The sequence below is a fragment of the Paenibacillus terrigena DSM 21567 genome (assembly GCF_000374845.1).
Taxonomy (GTDB): domain Bacteria; phylum Bacillota; class Bacilli; order Paenibacillales; family Paenibacillaceae; genus Paenibacillus_K; species Paenibacillus_K terrigena.
Genome location: NZ_KB895420.1, coordinates 89,794 through 102,955, shown reverse-complemented (window position 1 = coordinate 102,955; position 13,162 = coordinate 89,794). Strand labels below are relative to the sequence as shown.

Annotated in this window: 12 protein-coding genes; 3 read left to right on the top strand and 9 right to left on the bottom strand. The window is 45.7% G+C overall.

The genetic code is table 11. The features are described from left to right. Nucleotides 1-79: 79 nt before the first annotated feature. Entirely contained in the window at nt 80-1,129 is a 1,050-nt protein-coding gene (locus C558_RS0122280; protein ID WP_018758522.1) for a LacI family DNA-binding transcriptional regulator, read from the bottom strand. A gap of 228 nt (nt 1,130-1,357) precedes the next feature. Here C558_RS0122280 and C558_RS0122275 point away from each other — a divergent pair, with 228 nt between their 5' ends. Further along, entirely contained in the window at nt 1,358-2,407 is a 1,050-nt protein-coding gene (locus tag C558_RS0122275) for a 2,3-butanediol dehydrogenase (RefSeq protein ID WP_018758521.1), read from the top strand. 143 nt (nt 2,408-2,550) lie between these two features. Here C558_RS0122275 and C558_RS0122270 read toward each other — a convergent pair whose 3' ends face one another. The 3 genes from C558_RS0122270 to C558_RS31690 form a co-directional block, all read right to left on the bottom strand. Continuing rightward, nucleotides 2,551-3,144 (bottom strand): acyl-CoA-like ligand-binding transcription factor, encoded by a 594-nt coding sequence (locus C558_RS0122270; RefSeq protein WP_018758520.1) that lies wholly within the window; start codon nt 3,142-3,144, stop codon nt 2,551-2,553. 149 nt (nt 3,145-3,293) lie between these two features. Beyond that, nucleotides 3,294-4,817 (bottom strand): MFS transporter, encoded by a 1,524-nt coding sequence (locus C558_RS0122265; RefSeq protein ID WP_018758519.1) that lies wholly within the window; start codon nt 4,815-4,817, stop codon nt 3,294-3,296. 152 nt (nt 4,818-4,969) lie between these two features. Beyond that, nucleotides 4,970-5,998, bottom strand: a complete 1,029-nt coding sequence (locus C558_RS31690; protein ID WP_018758518.1) for an LCP family protein — start codon at nt 5,996-5,998, stop codon at nt 4,970-4,972. A gap of 323 nt (nt 5,999-6,321) precedes the next feature. On the opposite strand from C558_RS31690, the gene C558_RS31685 reads away from it, so the two are divergent. Both C558_RS31685 and C558_RS31680 read left to right on the top strand, forming a co-directional pair. Further along, complete coding sequence (locus C558_RS31685) at nt 6,322-7,713, top strand: MFS transporter (RefSeq protein WP_018758517.1); 1,392 nt, start codon at nt 6,322-6,324, stop codon at nt 7,711-7,713. Between the two features lie 50 nt (nt 7,714-7,763). Next, nucleotides 7,764-9,344 carry a DUF5597 domain-containing protein gene (locus tag C558_RS31680; RefSeq protein WP_018758516.1) on the top strand — a complete coding sequence of 527 codons (1,581 nt, stop codon included), beginning with the start codon at nt 7,764-7,766 and terminating at the stop codon, nt 9,342-9,344. Nucleotides 9,345-9,401: 57 nt separating this feature from the next. Here C558_RS31680 and C558_RS0122245 read toward each other — a convergent pair whose 3' ends face one another. From C558_RS0122245 to C558_RS0122225, 5 genes are all read right to left on the bottom strand, one after another. Further along, a complete protein-coding gene (locus tag C558_RS0122245; protein ID WP_018758515.1) occupies nt 9,402-10,013 on the bottom strand; it encodes a TetR/AcrR family transcriptional regulator in 612 nt (203 codons plus the stop codon). 39 nt (nt 10,014-10,052) lie between these two features. After that, a complete protein-coding gene (locus C558_RS0122240; RefSeq protein WP_018758514.1) occupies nt 10,053-10,757 on the bottom strand; it encodes a DUF7832 domain-containing protein in 705 nt (234 codons plus the stop codon). Between the two features lie 42 nt (nt 10,758-10,799). Next, entirely contained in the window at nt 10,800-11,402 is a 603-nt protein-coding gene (locus C558_RS0122235; RefSeq protein ID WP_018758513.1) for a hypothetical protein, read from the bottom strand. Between the two features lie 478 nt (nt 11,403-11,880). After that, the gene (locus C558_RS0122230; protein WP_018758512.1) at nt 11,881-12,405 is read right to left on the bottom strand and encodes a VOC family protein; all 525 of its coding nucleotides are present in this window, start codon (nt 12,403-12,405) and stop codon (nt 11,881-11,883) included. A gap of 51 nt (nt 12,406-12,456) precedes the next feature. After that, a complete protein-coding gene (locus C558_RS0122225) occupies nt 12,457-13,083 on the bottom strand; it encodes a type 1 glutamine amidotransferase family protein (RefSeq protein ID WP_018758511.1) in 627 nt (208 codons plus the stop codon). Between the last annotated feature and the right edge of the window lie 79 nt (nt 13,084-13,162).

The following is a 13,162-nucleotide window of genomic DNA, read 5'->3' as shown; positions in this document are numbered from 1 at the left end:
CACTGTCCACGGAGGCCCGAACATGCCAAAAAAGCTGCCTTCCCTCGGGAAAACAGCTTCTTCATTGTTTACGCTCAATTTAATCAATTTGCTGGGTGGTGCGCGTTCGCGGTAAGCTGGATTCTCTCACGATAAGTCTTGGCTCGAACTGTATCCGCTCGTACAGGCCTTTTTTCTGCTCATGGATGCGCTGCAATAGCAGCTCTGTTGCCACCTTCGCGACTTCCGACCCCATAATGGAGACGGAGCTAAGCTTCGGCGTCGTGATCGTACACAATAGATTGTTATCGATGCCGACGATCGCGATATCTTCCGGCACACGTACACCTAGTTCTTTGAACCGATTCAGCAGCCCGATCGCGACCATATCATTTCCCGCATAGATGGCATCCGGCATATGGGTCAGATTCACGAAATAATCCGCTGCCCTTGCCCCCGTCTGGAGTGAGAAATCATCCCCGAAATAGACCAGCGATCGATCGACTTGATCCAGTGCATCCTCATAGGCAAAAAAACGCTCCTCAATGATCTCTTTCGGCGCCCCCGCATAGCCAATTCTCGTCCTGCCGATGCTAATCAAATGCTCCATGACGAGTCTGCCCTCTTGCGTGGAAAGACTGACGATATCCGCCTTAATATCCGGCTCTAATTTTTTGCCATAATTGATAATGGAGATCGGTAACTTGGCTTTATTAATAAGATCCTTGAGTGTATCTGGATACGCAAGCGGTAAAATAATAAGACCATCCGCATGAAGCTTCTTCATATCACGCAGCAGCTCAAGCTCCGACGTTATATTGCCTAATGTATTAATTTGAACCACGCGATAGCCGTAATGCTTGGCCGCTTGTTCGACCGAATAGGCGATTTCCGGTACAAAGGCGTTGCGAATATCCGGAACGGCGAGCGCAATCAGCTTGGTCTGACGCAGCTTCAAGTTCTGCGCATTCGTATTCGGAATGAATCCTAGCTCCTCGACCGCTTCCATCACCTTGGCCTTCGTCTTCGGACTAATCCCGCCCATATTGTTAATCGCTCTCGACACGGTTGCGATCCCAACCCCCGCTCGTGCAGCGACATCCTCTATCGTCACTTTATCTTTACTCAATCCCAGCACGTCCCAACTCATCCGAAATCGTTTCCACAATAGTTTGCGTCATTCATGAATATTTTTATTATAACATAAACGCAATAGAATCAGGTACATGGTCATTTCTGTACGTCAATAACATTTTTAACATTGACAGTTTGACGATTTAGTGACATAGTAGTCAACGGAAACGTTTCCTAAAATTATATCGTATTTCCGAAAATATAGATTATTTCGAAATTCAACATTTCTAAGGGGATGAGCAAGGTGAAAGCACTCAGATGGCATGGCCTCAAAGATTTGCGTGTAGAACACATTGAAGAACCAACGGCATTACCAGGTAAAGTGAAAATTAAAGTCGAATGGTGCGGCATTTGCGGCAGCGACTTACATGAATATACAGCAGGTCCAATCTTCATTCCCGAGGGTGCTCCGCATCCTATTACAGGGGAAAAAGCGCCGATCGTGATGGGCCATGAATTTTCTGGACAAGTCGTCGAGATTGGCGAAGGCGTATCCAAAGTGAAAGTCGGGGATCGCGTTGTCGTCGAACCGATCTATGCTTGCGGTACATGTGATGCGTGTAAATCCGGTTACTATAACTTATGCTCCACCATGGGCTTCCTCGGTCTTGCCGGTGGCGGCGGTGGATTCTCCGAATACGTAGCTGCGGAAGAATATATGGTTCACAAAATTCCGGACAGCATCTCCTATGAGCAAGGTGCACTGGTAGAACCATCCGCCGTTGCGCTCCATGCCGTCCGTCAGAGCAAACTGAAAGTTGGCGATAAAGCTGTCGTATTCGGCGCTGGCCCGATCGGTTTGCTCGTGATTGAAGCATTGAAAGCCTCCGGTGCAGCCGAGATCTATGCGGTGGAGCTGTCCCCTGAGCGGAAGCAAAAAGCGATCGAGCTTGGCGCTATCGTCATTGACCCGAAAGAGTATGATGTAGTGGAAGAAATCCACAAACGCACGGGCGGCGGAGCAGATGTCGCTTATGAAGTGACCGGGGTCCCTCCTGTCCTTACACAAGCTCTGAATTCCACGAGAATCGGCGGAGAATTGATGATCGTCAGCATTTTCGAGAAAGAAGCGTCCATTAAACCGAATAATATTGTCATGATGGAACGCTCCATCAAAGGAATTATCGGTTACCGCAACGTCTTCCCTGCCGTGATCAGCTTGATGGCGCAAGGCTACTTCTCGGCTGAGAAGCTTGTTACGAAACGGATTAAGCTGGATGAAGTTGTTGAAGAAGGATTTGAAGCATTGCTCCGCGAGAAGAATCAAGTGAAGATTCTGGTGAAGGCAGAATAAAGCTTGTCATGAAAAAGAAACGTTAGCAGACCGTATGGTTGGCTAACGTTTCTTTGGCTATGCCGCTAAATTTGCTCCAGAAACACAAAAAAACTACATCCGAAAAAGACGTAGTCCTTATAATTTCTCTAATTCGCATCATGTCAGAGGGGGATTCCGCTCTCCAGCTTAGCAAAGCCTTCGTCTAACAGTTGCGCAAAATTTTCATTAGGATGTTCGCTAAAATACAACATTGCCGAGATACACACGCCCACGACGATTCCGACAAATGTCCGCACATCGACATCGCCCGGGTCTTTGCCAACTCGCTTGCCTATCGCCCCTGCGATCAGATCCATGGTCTGAATCATATTGTTGACGGTAGAGGCTCGTAATTCGGGAACGGTCATAATGATCTGAATCCGCTCACGCACCGTCTCGAGCTCTTCATTCGACATCCCCTCGATCCCGGAACGCATCGCGCAACGAACAGCTTGAATCGGGGTTAAATCAGATGGCTGCTCTTCGAACGCAGCGACGAGAATCGGATCATAGTTATCCGTAATCACGACATCTTCCTTCGTGGTAAAATAACGAAAAAAAGTGCTCGGAGATATTTCTGCTGCATCAGCAATCTGCTCAACCGTTGTAGCATGATAGCCAAATTCGCGGAACATCCGCATCGCATGCATCTGAATGCTTGCCATCGTTTTAGCCTTTTTGCGCTCACGTAAGCCCATTTTTTGCTCTTTCTCCACTGTGCCTTTCACTCCTTGAACGTGATACTGCTACTTTATTTCATTTAAATGTTGATGTCAATTGAGAGACATCACTGTCATCAATAGAACAGAAACAGCCCGCCCCTTCGTAAGGTTCGAGCTGCTGGTGTAACTTATCGTCATCGATTCTACTCTCGGAATGCGGCCTGCTGCATGTCCGTACGAGCTTTCTGCTTCATTCGCTTCTGCACAATCATTAGCGTTAGGATGATGCCTGCCGCCGAGACAGCCCCGCACGTCCAGAATGTCGCCCCCATACCATGGACGAACGACGACTTCACGGAAGCCATTAATTCATTGGACGAGAGCTGTCTCGCAACGGTTACGCCTGCAGATAAGTTGCGCTGGATCATCTCGGCATCTGCACTCGGCAATCCGCTCACATTCATATGCTCCCGATAGCCTGTATTCAAAACCGTACCCAGAATCGCAACTCCCAATGTTCCCCCAACTTGTCGCAACGCCATCAGCAGTGCAGAACCGACACCGCTTCGCTCCATGGACAGCGCCGACATCGCTTCGTCCATCGAGGCTGGGAGCGCCAATCCGATTCCGAGTCCAACAATCGTCATCCAGATGGCTGCATAACCATATTCGCTGTCTATGCTCGTATTCGCTCCCAGGATGAAGCCTATGGCGAGCAGGCAGAAGCCTGCCGTAATCGTGATACGAGTGCCTGCACGTGCATGCAATCCATCCGACACGCGTGACCCTACCAGAAGTCCTCCAATCAGCGGCAAGATTCGCAATCCAGCACTTAGCGCTTCTACACCTTCAATCCCCTGAAAGTACTGAGGCATGATGAACAAAATTCCAAACATAGCGAAGGAAATCAGCGTCGCGAACAGCATGCCACCCGTAAACCTTTTGGACCGAAAAATACTCAGATCAATCAATGGATGCTTGCTTCGTCTCTCCCACAGGATAAACCCAATTGTGAATGCCAAACCACCGATGAGCGTTATTAACGTAAGCCCGTCTCCCCAGCCTCGTTCCCCTACTTCAATCACGCCGAAGGTGATGCCGGTAAGCCCTAAACTCGAAGTAAGGATGCCAACCCCATCGATGCTCTGTTTCTCCCTGCTGCTGGACTCTGTCATAAACAGCGTGACCGCTGCTAAGGCAATCACAATGAGCGGAATATTGATCAAGAAGACCGAACCCCATGCGTAGTGATCCAACAGCCACCCCCCCAATACGGGTCCGAGCGGAATGCCGATCGCATTCGCCATCATCCATACTGCAATGGCTTTGGATCTTTCGTGTTCTGCGAACAAGACCGGGATGATGGACATGGACAAGGGGACAAGAAATGCTGCGCCGAGTCCGAGGAACGCGCGTCCGACAATGAGTTCCCACGGCGATCCGGCATAGGCGCAGGCCAAGGAAGACGCACCGAACACAACCAAGCCGACGAGCAGCATCTTCTTCCGTCCAAATCTGTCGCCGAGCATCCCCGCTGGAAGCAGTGCCGCCGCAAAGACGAGATTATAGGCATCCGCGAACCATTGCAGTTCCGTATTGGATGCATGCATATCCAGCGCAAGAAATGGCAGCGCCAGATTTAGGATCGTCATATCCAGTCCGACTGCCAAAATGCCAATCGCCAGAGACCCCATGATCCACCATCTGCGATTTGCTTGATTATTCATAATAGTTACCACCTTTCGACACACTCAATATAATGATAGTTAATACTTAATGAGAGTCTATGTCATTTTATTCTACCTGTCAATATATGTTATGGAAATAAACGCAACAAAAAACACCGGAGAAATCTCCGGTGTTTATCGATACCATTTATCTACTTCATCAGCCCCATCACGTCGCCTAGACGAATCGGACTGGCCTCCTTTTGGCCGACTTCGGCCCGCAGATCCGCGAGCGCCTGCCTCATATCCTCTTCCTTGGCGTAGACATAAGGACTCTTCCAATCGGCTTCCACATGCAACGAGCGAATCGTCTTCGGATAGTAGGTTGGGAAGTTGAAGAGCCATTGCTTCAGTTCGTTCGCCGGCATGTCCGTCTTCACGTTGTCCCCGATAATATCCAGCACTTTCCCCCACTGCGCCATCCCTTGGAAAGCACTCAGTTTATCCGTTAATTGCTTGATGACTTGCTGCTGCCGTTCGCCCCGCGCAAAGTCGGATGACTCTTGGGTGCCCCGATTGGATTTACGGTATCGCACGAAGTCGAGCGTCTTCTGCCCGTCCAGCTTCTGCAGTCCTTTATTCAGATCAATGTGGGTGCCATCTGCGGTATCCACGTATTTCATATCCATATCAACGTCAATCTCGAGCCCGCCAACCGTGTTCACGGTTTGACGCAGCGCGTCGAAGTTCACCAGGGCCATATAATCGATCGGCAATCCCAGCATATCGCTGAAAAACCGTTTCGTATTCGCAATCGCTGCAGCCTTATCCTTGATCGCGTAGTAGGCATAGTAGAAATTAGCCTTCCGATTCGGCATATCTTTCGGCTTCATCAGCAGGTCACGCGGCAGCGACATCATGCTCGCCGAGCGCGTCTCCGGGTTGAAGCTGATGAACATCAGGACATCGGTATTTAACGTGCCTCCACTTCCTTCCCGGTTATCGATTCCGGCGAGCAGCATGAGGAACGGTCGGATTGCCTTTTCATTCGCAACAACTTCATGGGATTGTCCCTTCGCTTGCATAGCATCTGTCGGCGCCGCCATCCGCTCAATCGCGGAATCCGCCTTATAGTAGAGATGTCCGAGATAACCTGCCGTAACGAGCAGCAGCGTGCCGAGCACGAGTGCGGAGATCCAGATCGTCCGCCGCAATACTGAAGATTTGTGTTTCGTGGTCATCGTTTCCTCCGAACGAAATGCCTACCGCTGCACCGCAGCCGCATATTCGACATTTCTTCTAATTTTTCTCAGTTCACTCCATTGTATCTCGCGATCGGAGATAAAAAGTTATGAAAAAGTTAAAATTGAGGTGCTAGCCGAGGGGAACGGGATTGTATTGGTGAGAGGGAGAGGTCTGATTTCGGTATCGCCACATCTCTTTCGTTTATTTCATCGTTGAGGGCATGAAAAGGATATTGACGATATTATTTCCAATATTGTACAATTACCGCATGCCACACGTGTGGCACGCAAGTGAAAAACAATAGCAAAGGAGGGCTTCAATGGTCACATTGCCAAGAAGGATCAGGGTGTTCTACTCGCTTGGGCAGTTAGGCTGGTCGATTTTGGCCGGAATCATGGGAACATGGCTCATCTATTTTTATTTGCCGCCAGTAGAATCCGGCATTCATGTGGTGATCCCGCAAGGCAGTGTGTTTATGGGCGTTACGATTATTGGCGTCATCATGGGAATCTCTACGTTGATCAATGCAGTGACCGACCTGTGGATTGCGAACATGAGCGATAGAACCAAGCACCGCCTTGGGAGACGAACGCCGTTTATGAGACGAAGCGCGCTGCCTTGCGCCATTTTGCTCGTGTGCATATTTTTCGTTCCTTTTCAAAACGGCATTCATACCATCAATTCCTTATGGCTTCTCATCCTTCTGCCTCTATACTTTGTTGCATTTACTTGTTATGTGATACCATACACTGCCCTTCTAAGTGAATTGGGCCGCAGCACGGAAGACCGAATCGATCTGTCGACGTATATCTCGGTTACCTGGTTTCTGGGCCTGATTATCGCAACGTTCGCCCCCAATATTTGGGAGACCGTCATGACGGTCTTCGGAATTTCAAAAACCGCTTCGATTCAGTGGACCTTTGCAGGACTAGCAGCCATTGCACTGATTCTTATGCTCATACCGGCCTATACGATTGATGAGAATCTGTATGGTTCCACTACCGCGACAAGCTTGGACATCAAAGCATCCGTTAAAGCAATATTTCAAAATCGAGATTTCAGATTCTTCTTAATGAGCGAGCTGGGGTATTGGTTCACGAACAGTTTCTTCCAATCATCCCTTGTTTACTACATTACGGTGCTCGCTCGGCAGAAGGAAACGCATGTCGGGCTGATTGTAGCTGCCGTCGGCGTACTCTCGTTCCTGCTATATCCGCTCATCAATCGATTAAGTAAAAGTTATGGCAAGAAGAAGTTAATGATCGTATCGTTCGCTTCTCTTATCGTTTCTTTCATCTATATCTCGCTTATGGGGATGTTTCCGTTTGACGGATTTTTACAGTTGATTCCCATCGTACTTCTCTCTGCGGTTACCGCGGCTATATCAGGCATATTGCCGAATGCCATCGTTGCGGATTGCGCCGTATATGACGCCACTTCAAGCGGAGAAAACAAAGAAGCGCTGTACTTTGGCGTACGCTCGTTTCTAACGAAATTTGGAACCGCTTTATCCGTTATCATCTTACCCACCATATTGGCAATCGGGAATTCGGTTCATGATGATTCCGGGATCCGAATATCCGTCGTCATAGCTGCCCTTGTCTCCCTCTTATCCTTAATCGCTTTTCTTAAATACGATGAGAACAAAATCAGCGCAAGTCATCACCCGATAGGGAATTTGGAAGCTCAAGAACCGACTCACCACGCGTAAGTTGAAATTCATATTTACCCCATTTCAATATAAGAACAGGAGAGGATTGTATGTTTACAGTAAAGGGAAAACCATTCATGCCGATGGGAGGCCAGTCCAAAAACTCCAGCGCCTATACGGCGGAAGAATTGGCATCTGCTATTGCTGGTGTCAAGGCATTGGGAGGCAATACGTTGGAAGCTCCGGTCTATTGGGAACAAGTGGAGCCGATAGAGGGCCAATTTGATTTTTCTTCGGTAGATATGCTGCTCGAGGAGTGCCGGAAGAATGACTTGCACCTTATCGTATTATGGTTTGCAACCTGGAAGAATGGCGAGATGCGTTATTGTCCCGGCTGGATCAAGACAGACAAACAGCGATTTTTCAGGGTGCTTCGCAGCGACGGCGTCCCTATGAATATACTTTCGTCTTTTTGCGAAGAAGCGCTTCAGGCGGATGCAAGAGCGTTCCGAGCATTGATGGGCTATCTGAAAGAAAAGGATAGCAAGACGGAGACGGTTATTGCGGTGCAAGTAGAGAATGAACCGGGCATTCTTGGATGTGACAGAGATTATGGACCTGAGGCAAATGCCGCACTATCCGGGGCTGTACCCTCCGAACTTCTCGAACATGTGAAGGGCCTTGGAGAAGGGAATGTCTGGAAAGCGTTTCAGAAGAACGGTTCTAAAGAACAAGGGAGTTGGGAGGAAGTTTTTGGCGTCTCGGGCGGGGAGTTCTGCACAGCTTGGTCTATTGCCAAATATATCGATCATATCGCCGCAGAAGGCCGCGCGGTATATAACCTTCCTATGTATACCAATGCTTGGCTCTCTTTTCCGGGTTGGCCGATTCCGGGATTCTATCCTGCCGGCGGGCCTGTAAGGAGCACGTTAGACATTTGGAAGTTTGCGACGCCTCATTTGGATCTGATCGCACCGGATATTTACTCTGTAAATTATAGCGACTACAGGATTATTTGCGAAGACTATCTCCGGCAAGGCAATCCTTTATTTGTTCCGGAATCCAGCCCAGACGGGCTTAATGCGAGAAATATGCTCCGGGCTTTGGCTGACTACAACGCGATCGGTTATTTTTGTTTTGGCGTAGACAGCATCCTGGATATGGAAGGAAATCTGCTGGAAGATGCCGTATTATTCGCCGAGAGCTTCCGCAGCGTAATGAGTTTATTGCCGTTGATTCAGAAGTATCGAGGTACAGGCAAAGTTCATGCCGTCGTAGAAGAGGATTATCAAATGAACCAGAGTTTTGAATTCGAACAATACATCGGAGCAGTGCCTTTTATCAATATGGGCCCAGCGAGCGAGAACAAGGATCATAGACATGCCCGTAATCCTAAGTTGATTGAAGGACGACCTAAACACGGGCTTATCATTGAAGCTGGACCGCAAGAATTTTACTTGGCCGGCAACTTCCATCTCTTTATGGTTCCTGGGTCAGGACCTGGATGGTTGGATGCTTTGAAAATGTCGTTAGTACAAACCCCCGTGGACTATCTTTCCGTGGAGGAAGGCTATCTGACAGAGACAGGCGAGTTCGTACCCACTCGCACCCGAAATGGCGATGAATCCGTATTCGGAGGTTTCTGGGCTACTCCCTATTGCGGCGTTGTAAGGATCGTTCTAACGCCATAGCTATCGAATAACCGCCGATGCCGCGCACATGAAACCGCAGTTGATAAACTCCGGTATTCATGTGCGCTTTATTCCACTTAACACAATATCCCGAAAAGATTTGCCAAAATCAATTTTATCGCAGTATTCATTTTTCAAGTGGTTCTCTCTCAGAATTAGACGTTGGAAGAGCGAAATAAAGCTGTGGCTAATAAAGTGGTACAGCTCTTCGACCGTCAGATCGTTACGTATGGAGCCATCTGTCACCCCTTCGCGAATATAATGAAACAGCGGGTCCAGATCGGGGTTTAAAGCTTCAATAAACGATTGTTCCAGCTCTGGATTCGGATAACTCTCCTGAAAATACCTGTCGAACTCGGCAGTGAATTTAATCTGTTCTTTGACTTTATCCAGATCAACCTGAAAGAAGTACGCTTTTACTTTTTCAAAACCCGTTTTGCCGGTCGTATCCCCGATATCCAGCGTAAGATAGTCCTGTATTTGTTTCATCACCAGGATTTCAATTTCGAAGGCTAATTCATCTTTCGTGGGGAAATAACGATACAGTGTTCTCCTATTGATGTTGACGGCCGATGCAATATCTTTCATTTGGGCATTTGCGATCCCCAGCGCTATAAACTGTTTTTCTGCTTCTATCAGGATACGTTGTCTTGTCGTTTGCATATCCATTCCTTCATCCCCTCGCTTCATCCCTATATGAAATATACATTACTCATATACTGAATGAAATTCTTTAAAACGTTGTTCAATTACAGGTTCAATCAAGTCATAATTTTCCCATGTATTAGCAACATGGTAAAATGTAAGTCCAACTCCTTGAAAGGTATGGACATAGTCTTCGGCTGCATAAATGTCCTTTTGAATATTCAAATATTCATTCACGAATGGTTTAATCTCATCTGCAAGTTCTTGGGTTGAAAACACGCCATCCAGACATTTTCGATAGAATTCAGCACCCGTAAGTTGCTTCTTCTTTACTTTCTCTATTTCAGTAGCGAACTGCTGCTCTATTTCCTCTGAAAACCAATTATTTTTAATTAACCAAGTGATGAACATGCCCGTAGCGGTGTAAGCAGCATCTTTTGTTAAATCCTCCGGGAAATCCCCTTCATAGTGCCACTTCGCTTTATCTAATACACGATCCTCAGGAATCATAATTGCATCTAGAATCGATTCAGGCTCTTCGATATATCCTTTCGCTTGGTATTCCAGAGACAACTGCTCAAGCTGATAGAGCGCTTCTTCCATTGGATATTGTTGATACACCGCATTAGTGGTTTTTTTACGTAATGTTAACCGGCCTTTCACGATATTCAAAATATGTAGATCTGACGAAGTCTCCGTGATCATCAAATGAATATATTGTTTATAATTTTTGCTCGGTTTTGTAAGCAATATTCTCTTCGGATTCAATTCTCTTTCCTCCTTACACATAATGAATTAATTAGAAAATGCTTATACTCTGCCCCAAAATTCATCAATCATTTTCTTGGTTTCTTCTGATGACCGAAGTTGGACAGAATCTCCTTTTTCATCTATCGTAAAATGTCCTTTGAAAGCATCTGGCATTGCATTGTATTGTTGTTCTTCTTGTGCATATGCCTGAATAAAACAAGCGTATCCAAATCTATTTACTAAATACGGTAACCCAAAAGCAGAACGAATCAACTCATATTCTTGATAGTTATATGGTGTATTTTCAGGACGCTTCATCAGAATTTCTATGAACTTAGACATCAGTTTCTCTACTTCTTTTTCAGTGGCATAATTCGCGTATCCTCGGATTGCAGTCAATCTCATATCTAGATAGCGTTCTTTTTTAAAGGCTTTGAAGAAAAAATCCTTTAAATCAATATACTCACAAAACACAAGTGACATCATTATTGTGTTACGAATGTACAAATTTTTTGCTAAAGAATATAGTTCTGTTAAAAATTCAACATCTTCACTTGACAACGCTATGGTCTTGCATTTTTCCAGCAACTGTTGAAAATCAGTTTTATTTTCAAATCCCTTTTTTTGAGACATTTTCTTAAGCTCTTCAATTATGTCTGGCATTTGATATATTCCTCCATAATATAATTGTTATACGTAATCATTATACAGCATTTCCAAAGAACAAGATTTGGAGCGTGGTAGGCGTGCAAGTACAACATCCGTTCGTTATTGAAAGTGATGCTCCCTATTCCTTGAATTTTTTAGTATTTTAGTTCAAGAATAAGAATAGTACCATAACGGACTTAATAACAAAAAGAGGGGTTCGCCGCCCCTCTTTACTATTTCCGCCAATACATCCCTTATTTAAGTATCCTGCTTCACCAATAGTGAGCAACACTCCACATGCCTTGTGGCGGTGATAATGATGCCGTATGAAGCTGGTAGCCCCTTGGCGACACGGTATATTTTCGAAAGATTGCTTTTTCAACCTCAAAATTTTGAAGTTTCTATTTTCGCCAACTATTTGGCACCAGCATTTCTATTACATCATTTCAGCAAATTGTCACTTTAACGTTTTTTATTAAAACAGTTATTGCATTTATTCTCGACTAAAGCTTTTGGCCCATTCAGCGACCCTCCGACTACTTTCTTCTTCTGACAAATCCTCAATCCTAGTCATAATAGACCATCTTACTCCAAAAGGATCCAATATACTTCCGAATCGATCACCTGAAACAAAGTTTACAACCGGTTCCCTTACTTTTGCTCCTCTTGCTACCGCATTTTCAATTACCTGATCAACATGAATTACGTAAATTCCTAAAGAATAACACGCATTGTCTTCATCTGGCGGCAAGACCAATTTATATGCCGGATTCGCTGCCCCCAGCTGCAAAAAACCATTTCCAAAATCTAATTCCGCATGAACAATTATTTTATTGCCATTTCCATCAGGATATTCAGTAATATCCTTAACCCTTGCATTGAAAACAGTTTTATAGAACTCTATTGCTTCAGAAGGATTCTTCACTGTTATAAATGGGGTAATAGATGTACAGCCGTTGGGTGTTCCATTCTTTGTATATTTACCTGACACTCCCATATATTCTCTGCTTTCAGTCATTTTTACTCCTCCTTTAAATGATCATAACCTATCAATTTTATGCTTATACCTTCATTGGATTGAATTCATCAACTCATAGAAATACTTGGATTCATGAGTCTTATTAAGACTATACCAGGCATCTAATGTTTCTGAAGAAAACGCACCCAGAGCTTTCAAGACGTGTACAGAAAATTCCAACGGAGCTATTCCAGATGCAGTGATCAATTTTCCATCCGTTACTGCAGACTCCATTTTGTAATACTTTTCGCCCGTGTACGTGGGACAGATCATTTTAAGGTATTCCAGATCATTGCTTGTATGCCAACGTGAATTCAGCAATCCTGTCTGGGCAAGTGCCATTGTAGCGCCGCAAATCGCTGCAACCAATATATCTTCCTGTAAACACCTTTGCGCGATTTTTAAGATGGGTTGGTGAATGGTTTCTGTCCATGTCTCTCCTCCGGGTAAAATCAATGCATCTGTGTTTTCAATGCTGCACTCATCCAGTTGGATGTCAGGCAGTATTTTCAACCCGCCCATTGTAGTTACAGGAGTTTTTTCAATTCCCACGGTAACTATTTTTGATGGGGCCATCCCCGTTTTATAATATCTTCCCGAGTTCAGTTCGGCCGTTAAATAACCTATTTCCCAGTCTGCCATAGTGTCAAACACATAAAGATATACCGTATGATTCATTTGCAAGTTCTCCTTATTTTACAATTCATCAAGTGCTACCATCCATCGGTAATCAATGATCATCATCATTATAAAAAAA